Source organism: Stenotrophomonas veracruzanensis (assembly GCF_032911525.1).
GTDB lineage: Bacteria > Pseudomonadota > Gammaproteobacteria > Xanthomonadales > Xanthomonadaceae > Stenotrophomonas > Stenotrophomonas africana.
Genome location: NZ_JAWJTI010000043.1, coordinates 1 through 21,574, shown reverse-complemented (window position 1 = coordinate 21,574; position 21,574 = coordinate 1). Strand labels below are relative to the sequence as shown.

14 protein-coding genes are annotated in these 21,574 nt (G+C 65.7%); 6 read left to right on the top strand and 8 right to left on the bottom strand.

The genetic code is table 11. The features are described from left to right. Nucleotides 1–32 precede the first annotated feature (32 nt). Both R1H25_RS18310 and R1H25_RS18305 read right to left on the bottom strand, forming a co-directional pair. A complete protein-coding gene (locus tag R1H25_RS18310) occupies nucleotides 33–431 on the bottom strand; it encodes a type II toxin-antitoxin system VapC family toxin (RefSeq protein WP_005409506.1) in 399 nt (132 codons plus the stop codon). Nucleotides 432–437: 6 nt separating this feature from the next. After that, entirely contained in the window at nucleotides 438–662 is a 225-nt protein-coding gene (locus R1H25_RS18305) for an AbrB/MazE/SpoVT family DNA-binding domain-containing protein (RefSeq protein WP_005409505.1), read from the bottom strand. Between the two features lie 299 nt (nucleotides 663–961). On the opposite strand from R1H25_RS18305, the gene acnA reads away from it, so the two are divergent. Continuing rightward, the gene (gene acnA, locus R1H25_RS18300; RefSeq protein WP_088479903.1) at nucleotides 962–3,715 is read left to right on the top strand and encodes an aconitate hydratase AcnA; all 2,754 of its coding nucleotides are present in this window, start codon (nucleotides 962–964) and stop codon (nucleotides 3,713–3,715) included. A gap of 90 nt (nucleotides 3,716–3,805) precedes the next feature. On the opposite strand, the gene R1H25_RS18295 is transcribed toward acnA, so the two are convergent. Further along, nucleotides 3,806–5,356, bottom strand: a complete 1,551-nt coding sequence (locus R1H25_RS18295) for a BCCT family transporter (protein ID WP_029379823.1) — start codon at nucleotides 5,354–5,356, stop codon at nucleotides 3,806–3,808. 170 nt (nucleotides 5,357–5,526) lie between these two features. On the opposite strand from R1H25_RS18295, the gene betI reads away from it, so the two are divergent. The 5 genes from betI (at nucleotide 5,527) to R1H25_RS18270 (ending at nucleotide 12,394) form a co-directional block, all read left to right on the top strand. After that, entirely contained in the window at nucleotides 5,527–6,117 is a 591-nt protein-coding gene (gene betI / locus R1H25_RS18290) for a transcriptional regulator BetI (RefSeq protein ID WP_111104176.1), read from the top strand. 38 nt (nucleotides 6,118–6,155) lie between these two features. After that, entirely contained in the window at nucleotides 6,156–7,628 is a 1,473-nt protein-coding gene (gene betB, locus R1H25_RS18285; RefSeq protein ID WP_014647010.1) for a betaine-aldehyde dehydrogenase, read from the top strand. Nucleotides 7,629–7,729: 101 nt separating this feature from the next. After that, on the top strand, nucleotides 7,730–9,412 hold the full coding sequence (betA, locus tag R1H25_RS18280) for a choline dehydrogenase (RefSeq protein WP_049429885.1): 1,683 nt from the start codon (nucleotides 7,730–7,732) through the stop codon (nucleotides 9,410–9,412). Nucleotides 9,413–9,647: 235 nt separating this feature from the next. Beyond that, a complete protein-coding gene (locus R1H25_RS18275; RefSeq protein ID WP_317224287.1) occupies nucleotides 9,648–11,324 on the top strand; it encodes a long-chain fatty acid--CoA ligase in 1,677 nt (558 codons plus the stop codon). A gap of 200 nt (nucleotides 11,325–11,524) precedes the next feature. After that, the gene (locus R1H25_RS18270; protein ID WP_317224286.1) at nucleotides 11,525–12,394 is read left to right on the top strand and encodes a crotonase/enoyl-CoA hydratase family protein; all 870 of its coding nucleotides are present in this window, start codon (nucleotides 11,525–11,527) and stop codon (nucleotides 12,392–12,394) included. 12 nt (nucleotides 12,395–12,406) lie between these two features. On the opposite strand, the gene R1H25_RS18265 is transcribed toward R1H25_RS18270, so the two are convergent. The 5 genes from R1H25_RS18265 to R1H25_RS18245 form a co-directional block, all read right to left on the bottom strand. Further along, nucleotides 12,407–15,139 carry a response regulator gene (locus R1H25_RS18265; RefSeq protein ID WP_100442754.1) on the bottom strand — a complete coding sequence of 911 codons (2,733 nt, stop codon included), beginning with the start codon at nucleotides 15,137–15,139 and terminating at the stop codon, nucleotides 12,407–12,409. Next, a complete protein-coding gene (locus R1H25_RS18260) occupies nucleotides 15,132–16,271 on the bottom strand; it encodes a two-component system response regulator (protein WP_006364528.1) in 1,140 nt (379 codons plus the stop codon). Before R1H25_RS18260 ends, R1H25_RS18265 begins: the two co-directional genes overlap by 8 nt. A 205-nt stretch (nucleotides 16,272–16,476) precedes the next feature. Then, a complete protein-coding gene (gene lysS / locus R1H25_RS18255; RefSeq protein WP_010482504.1) occupies nucleotides 16,477–17,988 on the bottom strand; it encodes a lysine--tRNA ligase in 1,512 nt (503 codons plus the stop codon). Nucleotides 17,989–18,238: 250 nt separating this feature from the next. Next, nucleotides 18,239–19,879 (bottom strand): acetolactate synthase large subunit, encoded by a 1,641-nt coding sequence (locus tag R1H25_RS18250; protein WP_317224285.1) that lies wholly within the window; start codon nucleotides 19,877–19,879, stop codon nucleotides 18,239–18,241. A gap of 63 nt (nucleotides 19,880–19,942) precedes the next feature. After that, nucleotides 19,943–21,328: an NAD-dependent succinate-semialdehyde dehydrogenase gene (locus tag R1H25_RS18245; protein WP_317224284.1), complete on the bottom strand. Its 1,386-nt coding sequence runs from the start codon at nucleotides 21,326–21,328 to the stop codon at nucleotides 19,943–19,945. Nucleotides 21,329–21,574 lie beyond the last annotated feature (246 nt).

Sequence of the window (21,574 nt, the reverse complement as noted above, 5' to 3'; positions counted from 1 at the left end):
GGTAATGCGTAGGTTGAAAAAACAATGTGGGCTCAGGCTTGCGGCACGATCAGCTTCAGGCCCTTGAAGTAGTCGCGGTAAAACGTGTCGTTCCAGGTGATCAGGCCGTCGCACTGCAGCAGTGCGTGGGCGCCGACCATGAATTCGTCCAGACTGCGACGGCTGCCGCCGCGCTGGCGATGACGACGGTGCATCTCGCCGGCGCGCAGCGCCGACTTGGCTTCCATCGGGTTGAAGTGCACGCCCATCTCTTCCAGCGCTTCCAGCACTTCGGCACCGCCGCGCAGCGATGCGCAGACTTCGGCCAGGGTCGCGCCACAGACCACCACGCGGCCGCCGACCAGGCTCTGCCGGAGGATGGCTTCCACTGCATCGGCCTGCGGACCATTGCTGAGCAGCTCGACCAGTACCGGCGAATCGACGGCGATCATCACGGCTTATTCCTCGTCACGCACCGCACGCACCGCCGCGTCGGACGACTCAAAGCCGTCCAGCGCGAACTTGCCGCGCGCCCGTGAAATGGCATCGTCAACACTCTTGCGCAGGATGATGCGGCTGCCGTCCAGTTCGACCTTCAGCAGCGTGCCCTTGGTCAGGCCGAGGGCATCACGCACCGCCTTGGGCAGGGTGATCTGTCCGCGTTCTGCAACAGTGGCTTCCATCGGTAGGCCCTCCAGAGTATGCACAAATTATACATACTTCCTTGGGCATACTTCCACCCTGAACAGGACCGGCACCCGCCAGCCCTTGCCTCGCAAAGGATCGGCCACAACGTGACATACGCCATACACCCTCCCCTGTAGTCTGGAACCGATGCCGCAGGCCGAACCCGGCCCGGGTGAATCCATTCAGTTTCGGGTTCATACTGGAACTTCCGGGGCCACCAGGCCCGCGGCAAACGCAAGCAGGTCCGCCCATGCGCGGGCCACTGCAAGCCATCCGCAAGAAGGAGTTACCCCGCATGAGCGATTCGTTCTCCACCCGAAGCCAGCTGAACGTCGGCGGCAAGACCTACGACTACTTCAGCCTGCCCACGCTGGGCCAGCGCTTCGACATCTCCCACCTGCCCTACTCGATGAAGATCCTGCTGGAGAACCTGCTCCGGCACGAGGATGGCGGCATCACCGTCGGCAAGGACCACATCGAAGCCGTGGCCCGCTGGAATCCGGCGGCCGAACCGGACACCGAAATCGCCTTCATGCCGGCGCGCGTGGTCCTGCAGGACTTCACTGGTGTGCCCTGCGTGGTCGACCTGGCCGCGATGCGCGACGCGGTGGTCAAGCTCGGCGGCTCGCCGGAGCAGATAAATCCGCAGATTCCCTCCGAGCTGGTCATCGACCACTCGGTGCAGGTCGACGTGTTCGGCAAGCCCGACGCGCTGGACCTCAACGGCAAGATCGAATTCCAGCGCAACCAGGAACGCTACGGCTTCCTGCGCTGGGGCCAGAAGGCCTTCGACAACTTCAAGGTGGTGCCGCCCAACACCGGCATCGTGCACCAGGTGAATCTGGAAAACCTGGCTCGCGTGGTGATGACCGCGGACAAGGATGGCAAGGCGGTGGCCTACCCCGATACCGTGTTCGGCACCGACAGCCACACGACCATGATCAACGGCATCGGCGTGCTCGGCTGGGGCGTGGGCGGCATCGAGGCCGAGGCGGCCATGCTCGGCCAGCCGTCGTCGATGCTGATCCCGCAGGTGGTGGGCTTCAAGTTGACCGGCAAGCTGCCCGAGGGCGCCACCGCCACCGACCTGGTGCTGACCGTTACCCAGATGCTGCGCAAGCTCGGCGTGGTCGGCAAGTTCGTAGAGTTCTACGGTGATGGCCTGCAGCACCTGCCGCTGGCCGACCGTGCCACCATCGGCAACATGGCCCCGGAATACGGCGCCACCTGCGGCATCTTCCCGATCGACGCCGAATCGCTGAACTACCTGCGCCTGTCCGGCCGCAGCGAAGAACAGATCGATCTGGTCGAAGCCTACGCCAAGGCGCAGGGCCTGTGGCACGAGCCGGGCAGCCCGCACGCGCAGTACAGCACCACGCTGGAACTGGACATGGGCACGGTGAAGCCGTCGCTGGCCGGCCCCAAGCGCCCGCAGGACCGCGTGCTGCTGGAGGACGTACAGAGGAACTACCGCGAAGCGCTGGTTGGCCTGACCACCAACCGCGACAAGCGCAGCGACGATGTCTCCTCGTTCGTCAATGAGGGCGGTGGCGCCGCGGTCGGCAACGAGCAGCTGGCCAAGGGCTTCGCCGACATCGAGATCGAAGGCCGCAAGGTGCGGCTGAAGGATGGCGCGGTGGTCATCGCGGCCATCACCTCCTGCACCAACACCTCCAACCCGGCGGTGATGATCGGTGCCGGCCTGCTGGCCCGCAACGCGGCCGCCAAGGGCCTGAACCGCCAGCCGTGGGTGAAGACCTCGCTCGGTCCAGGCTCGCGCGTGGTCACCGACTACCTGGAAAAGGCCGGCGTACTGAAGGAACTGGAGAAGATCGGCTTCTACGTGGTCGGCTACGGCTGCACCACCTGCATCGGCAACTCCGGCCCGCTGCCGACCGAAGTCAGCGCCGGCATCGCCGCCGGCGATCTTGTGGTCACCTCGGTGCTGTCCGGCAACCGCAACTTCGAGGGCCGCGTGCACCCCGAAGTGAAGATGAACTACCTGGCCAGTCCGCCGCTGGTGGTGGCCTACGCCATCGCCGGCACCACCGATATCGACCTGACCACCCAGCCGCTTGGTACCGGCAGCGATGGCCAGCCGGTGTTCCTGCGCGACATCTGGCCGAGCAACAAGGAAATCGGCGATGTCATCGCCGCGACCATCGGCCCGGAGATGTTCAAGCAGAACTACGCCGACGTGTTCAAGGGTGACACCCGCTGGAACACCATCGCCTCGCCGGACGGCAACCTGTACGAGTGGAGCGATGCCTCCACCTACATCAAGAACCCGCCGTACTTCGATGGCATGACCATGCAGACCGGCAGCATCGACGACGTGCATGGTGCACGCGTGATGGGCCTGTTCGGCGATTCGATCACCACCGACCACATCTCCCCGGCCGGCAACATCAAGAAGGACTCGCCGGCGGGCCGCTTCCTGCAGGAGCGCGGCGTGCAGCCGGCCGACTTCAACAGCTACGGCAGCCGCCGCGGCAACGATGACGTGATGGTCCGCGGCACTTTCGCCAATATCCGCATCAAGAACCTGATGTTCGGTGGCGAGGAAGGCGGCAACACCCTGTACTACCCGGCCGGCGGCGGCCAGCCGGAGAAGCTGGCGATCTACGATGCGGCCATGAAGTACAAGGCCGACAAGGTGCCGCTGGTAGTGCTAGCCGGCAAGGAATACGGCACCGGCTCGTCGCGCGACTGGGCGGCCAAGGGCACCCTGCTGTTGGGAGTGAAGGCGGTCATCGCCGAGAGCTTCGAGCGCATCCACCGTTCCAACCTGGTCGGGATGGGCGTGCTGCCGCTGCAGTTCCGCAACGGCGAGAATGCGCAGAGCCTGGGCCTGGACGGCTCGGAAGTGATCGACATCACCGGCCTGCAGGACGGTGCCAGCAAGCGCGCCACGGTCACCGCGACCAAGGCCGACGGCACCAGGAAGACCTTCGAGGTCTCGGTGATGCTGCTGACCCCGAAGGAAGTCGAGTACTTCCGTCATGGCGGCCTGCTGCAGTACGTGCTGCGCCAGCTGGCCAGCAAGTAACGAAAAAGGGCCGGATCCGCACGGATCCGGCCCTTTCCGTTTGCGATGTCTCCTGTGGAGCCGAGCATGGGCTCGGCTCTGCGGAAGCGCTCAGCGGCGCGGTGCGTCCGGGTCGGTGCGCAGCGCCTTCAGCAGGCCCCACATGTAGAACGCCAGGGTGAACGAGAACGGCAGGCCGCACAGCACCACCGCCGTCTGCATCGCGCTGAAGTTGCCGGCCAGCAGCAGGCCAACGCTGGCCACGGTGATACCCGCCGCCCAGAACACGCGCAGCCAGATCGGCGCGTCATGCCCATCTTCCACGCCATCGTCAACGCGACGGGTACACAGGTTGGCGATCATCAGCGTGCCCGAATCGACCGGGGTCAGGAACAGCACGAAGCCAATCACCACCGCAGCACCGGCCACGTACGGCGCGCCGGGCAGGTATTCCAGCAGCTTGAACAGCGTCATCGCCGCATCGTGCTGGGCCACGTCACCCAGGATCGCCTGGCCATGGTTGAGCACCAGGTCGATGGCGGTGTTGCCGAAGATCGACAGCCACGCCAGGGTGAAGCCGAGCGGGATCAGCAGCACGCCCATGATCACTTCGCGGATGGTGCGGCCACGCGAGATGCGCGCCACGAAAAGGCCGACGAACGGCGCCCAGGCGATCCACCAGGCCCAGTAGAACAGCGTCCACGAGCCCATCCACTCACGCCCCTTCGGGTCGTTGAGGTACATGTCGAAACTCTTGCGCACGAACGCACCGAGGTAATCGCCGGTGTTCTGGATCAAGCCGTCGAACAGGTGCAGGGTCGGGCCGGTGACCAGCACGAACAGCAGCAGGCCGCACAGCAGGCGCACGTTGAGGTTGGAGAGCCAGGCAATACCCTTTTCCACGCCTGCAACCACGCCGATGGTGGCCACCACCATCATCACCAGCACGATCGCCACCAGCACCTGCGGCGTATCCGGGATGTGGAACAGGTAGACCAGGCCGGACTGCACCACCAGCGCGCCGATGCCGAGGTTGGTCACCATCGAGATCAGCGTGGCCAGGATGCCGAAGCCATCCACCATGTCGCCGATGCGGCCATGGATGCGCTCACCGAAGATCGGGTACAGCGCCGAGCGCAGCGCCAGCGGCAGGTCACGGCGGTAGGCGAAATAGCCCAGTGCCACGCCGACCAGCGCATACAGCGCCCAGCCGTGCAGGCCCCAGTGCAGGAAGGTCAGCACCATCGCCTCGCGGCCGGCGGCCACGGTGCCGCCGGGCTGCCCGGGCGGATTGAGGAAATGGTCCAGCGGCTCGTAGGCGCCGTAGTACAGCAGCGCGATGCCGATGCCAGCCGAGAACAGCATCGAGACCCAGGCCACGTAACCGAAGGCCGGTGATTCCTCGTTGTGGCCCAGGCGGATGCGGCCATACGGCGAGAACGCCAGCCACAGCACGAAGCCCAGGCACAGCACGATCAGCAGCATGTACCACCAGCCGAACGCCGCCGAGACCTCGGCCTGCGCCCACTGCAGCCAATGCTCGCTGCCTTCGGGATAGAGAACGGTGAGCAGCCCGAGGATGCCGATCGACACCGAAGAGCTGAAGAAGACAAAACGGTTCAAGCGCAGGGGCGAACGCTTGGGATGAGCCAGGGAAGACATGGGGTCGTCTCATCAAGTCCGAGGGAGCACATGGGCGGGGCCGGACCGGTAAACCGGGCCCATGGCGTGGGGCGCGAGCGCATCCTAGGGTTTATTGATTGAACGTTCAATCAATAAAAAGCATAATGGCGGGCAGCCCGATCCTTCGGGTCGCAATCCGTGGAGAGACAATGCCGAAGAAAGGCGTGGAACCGGTACGGCGCGAGCAGCTGATCCGGGCCACTTTCCAGACCATCGACGAGATCGGCATGGCCGATGCGACCGTCGCCACCATCGCGAAGAAGGCAGGGCTGTCCAGCGGCATCGTCGCCCACTACTTCGGCGACAAGGACGGCCTGCTCAATGCTGCAATGCGGCAGATCCTGCGTGAGCTGAAGGACGCGGTCGCCCGCTACCGCGCCGAAGCCAGCGACGATCCGCGCGAGCAGCTGCGCGCCATCGTCGATGGCAACTTCGACGACAGCCAGATCAACGGCACCGCCATGCGCGTCTGGCTCACCTTCTGGGCCGCGAGCATGCACCAGCCGGAACTGGCCCGGCTGCAGCGCGCCAACGACCAGCGCCTGTTCTCCAACCTGTGCCACCAGTTCAACCGCCTGCTGCCCCACCCGCAGGCCCGCCTGGCCGCCCGCGGCCTGGCCGCGATGATCGATGGCCTGTGGCTGCGCGGCAGCCTGGTCGGCGGCCAGTTCAATGCCGAGAAGTCCCGGCGCATCGCTTACGGCTATATCGACTTCCAGTTGCAGGCTGTCGCGCTATAAGCGCTTCAGCACCCGCCCCCTTCCAAGGAGTACGCCCCATGACCACCCTGCCCGTCCAACAGCTCTACATCCACGGCCAGCGCGTCGATGCCACCAGCGGCAAGACCTTCAAGACCGTCAACCCGGCCACCGGTGAGGTGATCGCTGAAGTGCAGGTCGCCAGCCAGGCCGACGTCGAGCGCGCCGTGCAGAGCGCGGCCGAAGGCCAGAAGGTGTGGGCGGCGATGACGGCCATGGAGCGTTCGCGCATCCTGCGCCGCGCGGTCGAGCTCCTGCGTGAGCGCAACGACGAACTGGCCCACCTGGAAACCCTGGACACCGGCAAGGCACTGGCCGAAACCACCACCGTGGACATCGTCACCGGCGCCGACGTGGTCGAGTACTACGCCGGCCTCGCCACCGCCATCGAAGGCATCCAGCTGCCGCTGCGCGAATCGAGCTTCTTCTACACCCGTCGCGAGCCGCTGGGCGTGGTCGCTGGCATCGGTGCCTGGAACTACCCGATCCAGATCGCCATGTGGAAGTCGGCGCCGGCCCTGGCTGCCGGCAACGCGATGGTGTTCAAGCCGTCGGAAGTAACCCCGTTGACCGCGATCCGGCTGGCCGAGATCTACACCGAAGCCGGCGTGCCGGCCGGCGTGTTCAATGTCGTGCAGGGTCCGGGCCGCGAGATCGGCCAGTGGCTGACCGAGCACCCGGTGATCGAGAAGATCTCCTTCACCGGCGGCGTCGCCACCGGCAAGAAGGTGATGGCCAGCGCCGCCTCCTCGTCGCTGAAGGAAGTGACCATGGAACTGGGCGGCAAGTCGCCGCTGGTGATCTGCGATGACGCCGATCTGGACCGCGCCGCCGACATCGCGGTGATGGCCAACTTCTTCAGCTCCGGCCAGGTCTGCACCAACGGCACCCGCGTGTTCGTGCCGCGCAGCATGCTGGCTGCATTCGAGGCCGCCGTGGTCGAGCGCGTCAAGCGCATCCGCATCGGCGACCCGATGGCCGCCGAAACCAACTTCGGCCCGCTGACCAGCTTCCCGCACATGGAAAACGTGCTGCGCTACATCGAAAGCGGCAAGGCCGAAGGCGCCCGCCTGCTGACCGGCGGTGGCCGTGCCACCGAGGGCGCGCTGGCCAATGGCGCCTACGTGCTGCCGACCGTGTTCTCCGACTGCCGCGATGACATGACGATTGTCCGGGAAGAGATCTTCGGGCCGGTGATGAGCATCCTCGCCTACGACGACGAAGACGAAGTGGTGCGTCGTGCCAATGACACCACCTTCGGCCTCGCCGCCGGCGTGGTCAGCAAGGACGTCAGCCGCGCCCACCGCATCATCCACCGCCTGGAAGCCGGCATCTGCTGGATCAACACCTGGGGCGAATCGCCGGCCGAAATGCCGGTCGGTGGCTACAAGGAATCCGGCGTCGGCCGCGAAAACGGCATCTCGACCCTTGGCCACTACACCCGCATCAAGTCGGTGCAGGTGGAACTGGGCGACTACGCCAGCGTGTTCTGACCGGCGCGCCCCGAGCACGCCCCCTCGTCCGGCCACCGCGCCGATCCGACATTCCGCCGGGACGCCTGCACGCAGCGCGCCCCGGCCTGCAGGAGACACCCATGAGCACCCATAACGAGTACGACTACATCATCATCGGCGCCGGTTCGGCCGGCAACGTGCTGGCTACCCGCCTCACCGAAGATGCCGATGTCAGCGTGCTGCTGCTGGAAGCCGGTGGCCCGGACTACCGGCTCGACTTCCGTACCCAGATGCCGGCGGCACTGGCCTTCCCGCTGCAGGGCAAGCGCTACAACTGGGCGTACAAGACCGATCCCGAGCCCTTCATGAACAACCGCCGCATGGACTGCGGCCGCGGCAAGGGCCTGGGCGGCTCGTCGCTGATCAACGGCATGTGCTACATCCGTGGCAACGCGATGGATTACGACAACTGGGCCAGCATGCCGGGCCTGGAAGACTGGACCTACCTGGACTGCCTGCCGTACTTCCGCAAGGCGGAAACCCGTGACATCGGCCCCAACGACTACCACGGTGGCGACGGCCCGCTGCGCGTGACCACGCCGAAGGCCGGCAACAACGAACTGTTCGCTGCGATGGTCGAAGCCGGCGTGCAGGCTGGCTACCCGCGCACCGACGATCTGAACGGCTACCAGCAGGAAGGCTTCGGCCCGATGGACCGCACGGTGACCCCGAAGGGCCGTCGCTCCAGCACCGCCCGTGGTTACCTGGACCTGGCCAAGCCGCGCCCGAACCTGACCATCGTCACCCACGCGCTGACCGACCGCATCCTGTTCTCGGGCAAGCGTGCGGTGGGCGTGCAGTGGCTGCACAACGACCAGCCGCAGCGTGCCACCGCGCGCCGCGAAGTGCTGCTGTGTGGCGGCGCCATCGCCTCGCCGCAGATCCTGCAGCGCTCGGGTGTCGGCCCGGCCGACCTGCTGCGCAGCCTGGACATCGACCTGGTGCACCACCTGCCGGGCGTCGGCGCCAACCTGCAGGATCACCTGGAGATGTACCTGCAGTACGAGTGCAAGAAGCCGGTCTCGCTGGCGCCGGCACTGAAGCTGTACAACCAGCCGGCGATCGGTGCCGAGTGGCTGTTCCTGGGCACCGGCATCGGCGCCAGCAACCAGTTCGAGGCCGGTGGCTTCATCCGCAGCGACGCCGAATTCGACTGGCCGAACCTGCAGTACCACTTCCTGCCGGTGGCCATCAATTACAACGGCTCCAACCCGATCAAGGCGCACAGCTTCCAGATGCACGTCGGTTCGATGCGCTCGCCCAGCCGCGGCCGCATCCATGTGCGTTCGAAGGATCCGCGCGAACATCCGAGCATCCTGTTCAACTACATGTCGCACGACCAGGACTGGCGCGAGTTCCGCGCGGCGATCCGCATCACCCGCGAGATCTTCGCGCAGCCGGCGCTGGCACCGTACAGCGGCCGCGAGATTTCCCCGGGCAGCGCGCTGCAGACCGATGCGCAGATCGATGCGTTCGTCCGCGAACATGCCGAGACCGCTTACCACCCGTCGTGCTCGAACAAGATGGGCCACGCCGATGACCCGATGGCAGTGGTCGACGGCCAGGGCCGCGTGCACGGGCTGGAAGGCCTGCGCATCGTCGATGCCTCGATCATGCCGCAGGTGGTGACCGGCAACCTCAACGCGCCGACCATCATGATGGCCGAGAAGCTGGCCGACGTGATCCGCGGCCGCACCCCGCTGGCCCGCAGCACTGCGCCGTACTACAAGGCCAATGGTGCACCGGTGCGCAAGCAGGGCTGACGCAGACGGCCCTTCTGCCGACTCACACCCCAAACCGGTAGGTGCCCACCTTGGTGGGCACATCTCCACAGCGCCCCCCTCGCAATCCCGTGCCGACCGAGGTCGGCACCTACCGTTGCAGCCTCCGCGAACCCCTCTTCGCGTTTTCCCTACGGCGGGGTATGCTGCAATGAACGGCCATTGTCGCTACGCTCAGGGCCGAAACCTAAAACATCACGATTCCTGGAGGGGGAATATGAGTCTGGATCGTCCCTGGCTGCAGAGCTATCCGAAAGGCGTTCCCGCCGAAATCGACGTCAACGAGTTCCATTCGGTAGCTTCGGTCTTCGACGCTTCCGTCGCGAAATTCCGCGACCGTCCGGCCTACTCCAGCTTCGGCAAAGTGCTCACCTACGGTGAGACCGATGCGCTGGTCACCCAGTTCGCCGCCTACCTGCTGGGTGAGCTCAAGCTCAAGAAGGGCGACCGCGTCGCCCTGATGATGCCCAACTGCCTGCAGTACCCGGTGGCCACTTTCGGCGTGCTGCGCGCCGGCCTGACCGTGGTCAACGTCAACCCGCTGTACACCGCGCGCGAACTCAAGCACCAGTTGGTCGACGCCGGCGTCAGTGCGCTGGTGGTGGTCGACAACTTCGGCGACACCGTCGAGCAGGTCATCGCCGATACGCCGGTCAAGCACGTGATCACCACCGGCCTGGGCGACCTGCTCGGCGCCAAGGGCGCGATCGTCAACTTCGTGCTGAAGTACGTCAAGAAGATGGTGCCCAACTACCACATCAAGGGCGCCGTCCGCTTCAAGCAGGCGCTCAAGCTGGGCAGCCGCCATACGCTTCCCAAGGTCGAGATCGACCACGACGACATTGCCTTCCTGCAGTACACCGGCGGTACCACCGGCGTTGCCAAGGGCGCGATGCTGACCAACCGCAACCTGATCGCCAACATGCAGCAGGCATCGGCATGGTTGTCGACCTCGGGCATCGAGCCGGGCAAGGAAGTGATCATTACTGCCCTGCCGCTGTACCACATCTTCGCGCTGACCGCGAACGGGCTGGTCTTCATGAAGTTCGGTGGCTGCAACCACCTGATCACCAACCCGCGCGACATGAAGGGCTTCGTCAAGGAGCTCAAGGGCACCCGCTTCACCGCCATCACCGGCGTCAACACGCTGTTCAACGGCCTTCTCAACACTCCGGGCTTCGACGAGATCGACTTCTCGTCGGTCAAGTTCACCCTGGGCGGTGGCATGGCGGTTCAACGCGCCGTGGCCGAACGCTGGAAGAAGGTCACCGGCGTGACCCTGGTCGAAGCCTACGGCTTGACCGAAACCTCGCCGGCAGCCTGCATCAACCCGCTCACCCTGCCCGAGTACAACGGCGCCATCGGTCTGCCGATCCCGTCCACCGACGCCTGCATCAAGGACGACAACGGCAACATCCTGGCGCTGGGCGAAGTGGGCGAGCTGTGCATCAAGGGCCCGCAGGTGATGAAGGGCTACTGGCAGCGGCCGGAGGAAACCGCCACCGCCATCGACGCCGACGGCTGGCTGCACACCGGCGACATGGCGAAGATGGACGAACAGGGCTTCTTCTACATCGTCGACCGCAAGAAGGACATGATCCTGGTGTCCGGCTTCAACGTGTACCCGAACGAGGTCGAAGACGTCATCGCGATGATGCCGGGCGTGCTGGAAGTCGCTGCCGTCGGTGTCCCGGACGAGAAGTCCGGCGAAGTGGTCAAGGTCGTGATCGTGAAGAAGGACCCGAACCTGACCGCGGAAATGGTCAAGGAACATGCGCGGGCAAACCTGACCGGTTACAAGCACCCCAGAATCGTAGAATTCCGAAAAGAGCTGCCGAAGACCAACGTCGGCAAGATTCTCCGTCGCGAGCTGCGTGATACGCCCGCCCAGTAAGGGTTTCCGGGCAAGCGAGCAGCACAGGGACCCCGCCGGAGACGGCGGGGTCTTTTTATTGCCGGAACATGGCCGGTTCAGTGCTTGCGGGCGGTTCACGACGGGTGCATAGAATCAGTCGCCGCCGCACGTTCAGCTCGCCCCCTCCACTCCTCTCCGTCCGCTCTGCGGTTGGCCGGACGGTCACACGGAGAACTCCCATGTCCGCAGTACGCCCCATCATCACCCGCCCCTCGCAGCACCCTACCCTGCGCATCACCGAAGAGCCCGAGCGGGATGTCTACTGGATCCACATGCACGCCAACCTGGTCAACCAGCCGGGCCGCCCGTGCTTCGCCTCGCGCCTGGTCGATGACATCGTCGACTACCAGCGCGAACTGGGCGATCGCCTCAGCGCCTCGCACGCTCTGTCACCCCATGTCGTTCTTGCCTCGGACAGTGACGTATTCAACTTGGGCGGCGACCTGGAACTGTTCTGCCGCCTGATCCGCGAAGGCGACCGCGCCCGCCTGCTCGACTATGCCCAGCGCTGCGTGCGCGGCGTGCATGCCTTCCATGCCGGCCTGGGAACTCGTGCCCACAGCATCGCCCTGGTCCAGGGCAATGCACTGGGTGGCGGCTTCGAGGCCGCACTGAGCTGCCATACCATCGTCGCCGAGGAAGGCGTGCTGATGGGCCTGCCGGAGGTGCTGTTCGACCTGTTCCCGGGCATGGGCGCCTACTCCTTCCTGTGCCAGCGGATCAGTCCGCGGCTGGCCGAGAAGATCATGCTGGAAGGCAACCTTTACACCGCCAGCCAGCTGAAGGAAATGGGCCTGGTCGACATCGTGGTGCCGGCGGGCGAAGGTGTTGCCGCGGTCGAACAGGTGATCAAGGAAAGCCGGCGCATTCCGCACGCGTGGGCGGCGATGCGTGAGGTCAACGAGATCGCCACCATGGTGCCGCTGCATGAAATGATGCGGATCACCGAGATCTGGGTGGACACCGCCATGCAGCTGGGCGAGAAGTCCCTGCGCACCATGGATCGGCTGGTACGGGCGCAGGCCCGGCGCAATGGCGACCCGGCCTGATCGTCTGGCGGGTCAGGACGGGCTGCGCTCGCTGTCGTCGCGGTGTGGTGCCCCCGCACTACGGGCGGCCAACGCATTCCTGCCGTTGCGCAGCGCGGTCGCCAGGTTGCCGAGGCGGGAGCTCCATTCACCCTTAAGCTGCCAGTCCGCCATGCGCATGATTTCGCCACTGGAGGCGGCAACCTGGACAAGCCCCAGGTTGCTCGCCACGCCACGCAGCGCGTGGGCGTGCTCGCGGAAATCCTCCCACGCCTGGCGCTCGCCGCAGCCCTGCAGCTGGCCCATGCTCGCGTCCACGTCCGCCAGGCACTGGTCGATGAACTTGCGTTCGAAGCCATCGCCCATGCCCAGCGACGCCAGCTCGTCCAGCACCGCGGTATCGAGCACGCCATCGCCGACCGGCAGTGCCGGCACCGACTGGATGCCGGACTCGGCGCGGGTGTTGGCGGCAACATCGGCCAGCACTTCCAGCAGGCGGGTGGCCACCACGGGCTTGGCAAGGAAGGCGCGGGCACCGGCCTGCTCGCAACGCAGGATCGATTCGGGGGTGACGTCCGCGCTCAGCACCATGACCGGCACGTAAGGCATGCCACTGGCCTGCATCACCCGCAGCTGCTTGAGCAGGTCGAGTCCGCTCATGCCGGGCATGTGCAGATCGACGATCGCGGCGTCGTAACTGGCCTGCTCCAACGCATCGAGCACTTCGGCACCGCCATTGACGCAGGTAACCTTGTGGCCGGCCTTCTCCAGCAACCGCTGCAGCACCATGCGGTTGGCTTCATGGTCGTCGGCCACCAGAACCCGCAGGCTGCGCACCCGTGCGCGATGGCGCAGGAAGGGGTTGGAAAACGCGATGACATTGCCGGCTTCAGCCACCTCGGACGGAACCGTCGGGGCTGAAGAGGTGTCTGCGACGTCCAGTGTGATCTCGACCCAGAACACGCTGCCGCGCGGGCTGTTCGGCGCATAGCCGACCTGCCCGCCCATCGATTCCACCAGGCCCTTGGCAATGGCGGTGCCCAGACCGGTGCCTTCATGGCGTCGGGCAAGGCCGACATCGCCCTGTTCGAAGGCATTGAACAGGCGCCCGCGCAACGCCACAGGTACGCCGATGCCGGTATCGACGATCTCGAATCGCAGCCGCATCCGCTCGCTGCCCAGCGCATCGGGGCTGGACACGCGCAGATGCACGTAACCGCTGTCGGTGAACTTGACCGCATTGCCCATCAGGTTCAGCAGGATCTGCTGCAGATGCCCGGCATCACCCAGCAGGCGCGGCGGCACGTTGTCGTCCACCTGCACGCGATAATCGAGCGACTTGGAACGGGTCTGCGGGGTCAGGATCAGGTTGATTGCCTGCAGCACGTCGGCCAGCGCGAACTCGTGCCACTCCACGCGCACCTTGCCGGCTTCGATCGCGGAGATGTCCAGCACCTCTTCCACCAGCGCCAGCAGGCTGCGGGTCGAAGCCTGGATGGTGTTCAGGCACTCGCGCTGTTCGTCGTCCAGGCGGGTGGTGGCCAGCACTTCGGTCATGCCGGCCAGCCCGTTCAACGGCGTGCGGAACTCATGGCTCATGTTGGCCAGGAAGCGGCTCTTGGCTTCGTTGGCTTGGCGTGCCTCGGCCACCGCCCGGGTCAAGGCATGCAGCAGCGAATCGAAGTACAGCGGAATCGCGCCCAGGCCCAGCAGCAGGCCCCAGCCCAGATAATCGTGGCTACGCCAGTACGGCGACAGCATCACCGTACACAGGAAGGCGAGGCAGCCCATGGCCGTGGCCACACGCAGGTAGGTGCTGCCGTAGCGCATGCCGTTGCCGATCGTCACCCACAGCATCACCGCATACAGCGGCGCGGCCGGCTCGCCCTGGATCGTCATGATCCAGGCCATGCAGGTGTAGTCGGTCAGCATGCCGATCACCCGGCGCACATGCGACACGCCCGGATTGACCAGGATCGCGGTCAGCAGGCCGGCGGAGATGGTCAGCTCGAAAGCGAGGATCAGCCAGGTCGCCGTCAGCGCCTCACCGCCACCACTCAGCGAGCGCCAGCCGAGATAGCTGATGAACAGCGCCGTGATGATGATGCGGATCAGGTTCTGCGCGTGCTCGCTGTCCTCGCGCCCGGACAGGCGCTGCTTGAAGCGGGCCAGCAGCGAGCGCTTGTCGGAGCCAGCGGCGGGAGTCGTATCCATGGTCGGATGTCGCATCCTTCGGCGCAGCAGGGAGGAGCAGCACAACGGTACTGCCAGCAACCCCAACCACAGGGAAATGGCCAGGCCCAGGTTGGCCTGCCAGTAAGGGGTCAACAGCACGGTAGTGCCGAAACTGACCATCGCCAGCACGATGGCAGCGGCCAGGTAACGCGACCCGAATCGCAGGCCGTTGCCCACCGTGACCCACATCACCACCGCATACACCCACGCCAGCGGTTCGCCCATCTGGATCATGCCGACTGCGATCAGGCCATAGTCGGCCAGCATCCCGATGGCCCGCCGTGGATCGGAGCGGTCAGGCTTCCACAGCAGCCAGCCGAACAGCAGCAGCGACAGGCCCATCCCGGTCAACACCGTTGCCAGCACGCCCTGGTACTGCTCCAGGCGGTGCAGTCGAGCGCCCGACAGGAGCACATAGACCAGGATCAGCGAGATCAGCGCCACTCGCACGATCGCCTGGCCATGCTCCGAATCCGGACGCTGCGCCAACCGGCGCTTCACGCGTGCGAACAGGTCCTGCACGTCACCCACCCGGTCGCGTCGATGCCGTCGAGTGCTGGGCGCAGATATCCATCAACTGCTGGTGGCCGCGCATCAGCGCATCCACGCAACGTGGATCGAACAGGCGGCCACGCTGGGCGTACAGATAAGCCAGTGTGGCTTCCATGGTCCATGCTTCCTTGTACGGACGGGGCGAAATCAGGGCATCAAAAACGTCGGCGACGGCGACGATGCGCGCTTCCAGCGGGATCGCCTCACCGACCAGGCCATCAGGATAGCCACTGCCGTCATAGCGCTCGTGGTGGCGCAGCGCGATCAGCGCACCGACCTGGATGAAACGGTTCTGGCTGCCACTGAGCAGCTCATGGCCGATCCGCGGGTGCCGGCGCATGATCGCCAGCTCCTCGTCGTTGAGCTTGCCCTGCTTGAGCAACACCGCATCGGGAATGGCGATCTTGCCCATGTCGTGCAGCGGCGCCGCCATCTCGATCAGGCGGACGTCGTCTTCGGGCAGGCCGAGCTGTTCGGCAATCAGCCCCGCTACGCGTGCCATGCGCTCAAGGTAGGCGCTGGTGCCGGCATCACGGAACTCGATCGCCCGCGCCAATCGCGACAGGGTCTCGCGTTCGCGTTCCTCGACCTCGTGCATGCTCGCCAGCAGGCGCTGCTCCAGCGACAACGCCCGCTGCTTCACGTTCTCGGTCTGCTGGCGCAGCTGCAGCAGGTTGTAGCAGCGCGCACGCAGTTCGCGTGGGCGGATCGGCTTGACCAGGAAATCAATGACGCCCGCTTCCAGCGCGGCCTGCCGGATCGGCTCATCGCCGACCACGGTGATCAGGATCACCGGAATGTCGCGGTGCTTGGGCAGGCGGCGGAAACGACGGGCAAATTCCAGCCCGTCCATCTCCGGCATGCGGTAATCGAGCAGCAGCAGGTCGACCGGATGCGCCTCGCACCAGGCCAATGCGGTCAGCGGATCACCGAAGTCATACACGCTCAGTTCGGGCGCGATGTCCTCGATGACGTGACGGAGCATCGTCCGGGCGGACGTCTGGTCGTCAACAATGACGATGTTCAACGCGTACTCTGCCTGGTTTCTCGACCATGCTGGATCATCAGCAGGCGAGGATACCCTGCCGCTGCGAACGCTCGCACCCTGCATCGGCCTGACTCCCGTGTCATGCGTCCCGGTTCATGATCGTCATCACATTGTGAAGCGGACTCTCCACAATGCGCACTCCCCCTGACGCCGATCAAGCCACAACAGACGTCAAGGTAGTGCATTAACGATACGCCGAGTGCGGGAGGCGTCAATCGCGCCGTCTCATTTCGCGACGGCGCGCACAAACAGGAGTCAAAAAGACGACTTACTGCTCCGGACGCATGTACGGGAACAGCAGCACGTCACGTATCGAGCTGCTACCGGTCAGCAGCATCACCAGGCGATCGACACCGATGCCGAGGCCGCCGGTCGGAGCCATGCCGTACTCCAGCGCACGGATGTAGTCGGCGTCGTAGTGCATGGCCTCGTCGTCGCCACCTTCCTTCGCGGCCACCTGGGCCTGGAAGCGCTGGGCCTGGTCTTCCGGGTCATTCAGCTCGGAGAAGCCGTTGGCCAGTTCCTTGCCGTTGACGAACAGCTCGAAGCGGTCGGTGTAACCCGGATCGTTGTCGTTGGCGCGGGCCAGCGGCGAGACTTCCACCGGATGATCGGTGATGAAGGTCGGCTGGATCAGGGTGTGCTCGACAGTGGCCTCGAAGATCTCCAGCAGCAGCTTGCCCCAGCCGTAAGAAGGCTTGACGCGGATCTTCAAGCGCTCGCAATGGCGCAGCAGCGCGTCACGGTCGGTGCAGTCCGCGGCGGAGATTTCCGGATTGTGATGGCGCACCGCCTCGTCCATGCGCCAGCGGCGGAATGCCGGGCCCAGGTCGATCTTCGCGCCGTCCCATTCGACCTCGGTGCCACCGTTGACGGCCTTGGCAACGTCACGGATCACGCCTTCGGTCAGGTCCATGATCTCGTTGTACGTGGCGTAGGCCTCGTACAGCTCCATCATGGTGAATTCCGGGTTGTGGCGGGTGCTGACGCCTTCATTGCGGAAGTTGCGGTTGATCTCGTACACGCGCTCCAGGCCACCCACGGTCAGGCGCTTGAGGTAAAGCTCAGGCGCCACGCGCAGGTACAGGTCCAGGTCCAGCGCGTTGTGATGGGTGGTGAACGGCTTGGCCGCCGCGCCGCCGGGGATGTAATGCATCATCGGTGTCTCGACTTCCAGGAAGTCGCGGTTGTCCAGCCACGCGCGCATGGCGCGGATGATCTTCGAGCGCTTGATGAAGACCGCGCGCGACTCCGGGGTCACGATCAGGTCGACGTAACGCTGGCGGTAACGCTGCTCGACGTCGGCCAGGCCATGCCACTTGTCCGGCAGCGGGCGCAGCGACTTGGTCAGCAGGCGGATCGATTCGGCCTTGACCGACAGCTCGCCGGTCTTGGTCCGGGTCAGGCCGCCTTCGACGGCGATGATGTCGCCCACGTCCCAGCCCTTGAAGGCGGTATAGGCATCGCCCAGCACCGTGCCCTGCAGGAACAGCTGGATGCGGCCGGACTCGTCCTGGATCTGCGCGAAGCTGGCCTTGCCCATGATGCGCTTGGCCATCAGGCGGCCCGCCATCTTCACCTGGCGGCCGTTGCCTTCCAGGGCCTCGGCGGTCCACTGTTCGGCATCGGCGAACTCTTCCTGCAGGCGACCGGCGAAGTCCTCGCGACGGAAGTCGTTCGGGTACGCGATGCCCTGCCCACGCAGCGCTTTGAGTTTCTCACGGCGCTCGGCGATCAACTTGTTTTCGTCGACGGGGGGGGTATCGGTAGCTTCGCTCATGGATCTGCGGGAATCGTGTAGTGAGGGGGGATGCTGCGCCCGGCACAGCCGGTTGCCCAGCATACCAAAACCGCCCTGCCCCGGCCCTGGGCCGGACCCGCCCGGAGGACCGCCAACCTTGGTCAGCGGTCCGCGTGTCGACCAAGGTCGACACCTACCGGATTCCGGGAACCGATGCCCCGGCAGGCGCCTGCCTTGGCCGGCGGTCCGTCGACCAAGGTCGGCACCCACAGGAGCACCTGGTCCGGCGTCAGCCGTTGCCGGGAAACGCCTGCCGCAGCTCGTCCACCAGCACCCGCTGGTTTTCCGAGTAATCGACCGGCACCGACACCAGGTGCACCCCTCCCTCGTTGAAGGCCGCCTCCAGCGTCGGGATGAACTGCCCGATGGCCGTCACCTCATGCCCCTTGCAGCCATAGGCCTCGGCATACTTCACGAAATCGGGATTGCTGAAGGTCATGCCGTAGTCGGTGAAGCCATCCACCGCCTGCTTCCAGCGGATCATGCCGTAGGCGCCGTCGTTGAGGATCAGCACCACCAGGTTCAGACCCAGCCGGCGCGCCGTTTCCAGCTCCTGGCTGTTCATCATGAAACCGCCATCACCGCACACCGCCAGCACCCGCCGCTGCGGGTACAGGATCGCGGCCATGATCGCCGACGGCAGGCCCGCACCCATGGTCGCCAGCGCGTTGTCCAGCAGCAGCGTGTTGGCCACCTGGGTGCGGTAATTTCGCGCAAACCAGATCTTGTACATGCCGTTGTCCAGCGCCACGATGCCGTCCGGCGGCATCACCTGGCGCACGTCGTGCACCAGCCGCTGCGGGGTGAATCCAGCTTCCTCGGCACGATCGGCCAGGTGTTCCAGAATGGTCGCGCGCAGCGGCAGCAGCGCATCGGCATTCGGCACCGCGCCTTCGATACGGTCGGCCAGCTGGGTCAGCGCGCGGCCGATATCACCGATCACTTCCACCTGCGGGAAATACACCTGCTCCACCGCCGCCTGCGAATAGCCGATATGGATCACGGTCGGCCCCCCCGGGCGCATCACGAACGGCGGCTTCTCGGTGACCTCGTGGCCGATGGTCACGATCACGTCGGCCTGGTCGATGGCCATGTGCACGTAGTCGCGCTCGGTCAGCGCCGCAGTGCCCATGTACAGGCCCGATCCACCGGCCACCGCGCCCTTGCCCATCTGCGTGGTGAAGAACGGAATACCGGCACGCAGCACGAACGCCGACAGCGCTTCGCTGGACTGCGGCCGCGACGCCGCAGAAGCGATCATCAGCAACGGTCGCTTGGCGTTGCGGATGATCTCCGCCGCGCGGTCCAGCGCCTCCGGACTGGCAATGGGACGATCCACCGCGTGCGGCGGAATCAGCGCCACGTCCCCGACCTCATCAGCCGCGATGTCCTCGGGCAGCTCCAGCAGCACCGGACCGGGCCGCTCTTCCAGCGCCGTGCGGAACGCCTCGCGGACGATGGTCGGGATGGTGCGCGCCGAGACGATCTGCCGCGCCTGCTTGGTCAGCGGCTTCATGGTGCTGACGATGTCGACGATCTGGAAGCGCGCCTGCTTGCTGGCAACGATGCCCTTCTGGCCGGTGATCATGATGACCGGCCATGCACCGAGCAGCGCATAGGCCGCGCCCGTGGTGAAGTTGAGCGCGCCCGGGCCGAGCGTGGCCAGGCACACGCCGGGCTTGCCGGTCAGGCGGCCATAGGTGGCTGCCATGAACACCGCCGCCTGTTCGTGGCGGGTGATGACCAGCTCGATGCTGGAATGGCGCAGCGACTCGACCACGTCGAGATTCTCTTCGCCGGGAATGCCGAAAATGCGCTCGACGCCTTCGTTCTCAAGCGCGGCGACAAGCAGATCTGAACCCTTGGACATTGGAATGCCGTCCTTTTCGCTGGACTGGTGATGGATCGTTGCAGGAAGGATGGAAGCTGCGCGTCAACGCTTGTCGAACCACACCGTCTGCGCGTTGACGAATTCGCGGACGCCGAAGTGCGAGAGTTCGCGGCCGAAGCCGCTCTTCTTCACGCCGCCGATCGGCACGCGCGGATCGGAGGCGGAGAAACCGTTGACGAACACGCCACCGGTCTGCAGCCGGCGCGCCAGCTGCATCGCACGGGCGCGGTCGCCGGTCCACAGGTTGCCGCTGAGGCCGAACTCACTCTGGTTGGCCAGCTCCACCGCATGGTCGGCATCGCGTGCGCGGCTGATCGAGGCCACCGGACCGAACGTTTCGGTGTCGAAGGCCTGCATGCCCGGCTCCACGTCCGCCAGCACGGTGGGGGCATAGAAAGCGCCCGGGCGATCCAGCTGATGGCCACCGACCAGCAGCTTCGCGCCCGCGTCCACCGAAGCGCGCACCTGCGCGTCCAGCTGTTCCAGCAGGTCCTGGCGGGCCATCGGGCCAATGCGGTGGCCCGCTTCACGGCCATCACCGATGGTCAGCGCCTGCACCTTCTGGCAGAACTGCGCCACGAAACGGTCGTATATCGCGTCTTCAACGATGATGCGCTTGCCGGCGATGCACACCTGCCCGGTGTTCTGGAAGCGCGAAGCCACGGCCGCATCGACGGCAGCGTCCAGATCGGCGTCGGCCAGCACGATGAACGGGTCCGAGCCGCCCAGTTCCAGCACCACCTTCTTCAGCGCCTGCCCGGCCTGGGCGGCGATGCTGCGGCCGGCAGCCACGCTGCCCGTCAGGGTCACCGCCGCGATGCGGTCATCGGCAATGGCACGGCTGGTGCCCTCGCGGCTGATGTTGGCGGCGATGAAGGTACCTTCCGGCAACCCAGCGTCGCGCCAGGCGGCGTCGAGCAGCTGCGCGGTACCGACGATGTTCTCGGCCGGCTTCAACAGGAAGCCGTTGCCGCCCATCAGGATCGGCACCGCCGCGCGCATCACCTGCCAGTACGGGAAGTTCCACGGCATGATGCCCAGCACCACGCCCAGCGGCAGGTAGGACACGTAAGCCTTGTCGTCGGGCACCTGGGTCGGTTCGTCGCGCAGGAACTTCGCGCCGTTGTCGGCGTACCAGTCGCACAGCACGGCGCATTTCTCGATTTCGGCCAGCGATTCGGCCTGGACCTTGCCCATTTCGGCGGTAGCCAGCGCAGCCAACTTCTCACGGTCGCGGCGCAGTACCGCGGCCATCGCACGCAGTACATCCGCACGCTGTTCGAGGCTCTTGGCGCTCCAGGCCGCGAAGCCGACCTGACCGCGGTCGAGGATTGTTTCCAGTTCGGCGTCGGTGGCGAAGGGATGGCTGGCGATCTGTTCACCGGTGGCCGGATCGCGCGAAATGGCAGTGCTGGGGGCAGCGGACATGCAGGGCTCCTGTTGTCTCGACAACGGGCGGTGGCCCGTCTCCTGCACAGGAATGTGGACCCGATTGGCGGAGGCAACAAGGCGTCTGCTTATCCTGTGACCTGCACTTACCTGCCTGAATGGGGGGAGGTGTCGGCAGGGCTGCGCCCTGCACCCGCCGAAGCCAGAGCAACGTCAACGGCAGAAGCTGGCATTCCGTGGGTTGGGGGGGGGGGGGGGGGGGGGGGGGGGGGGGGGGGGGGGGGG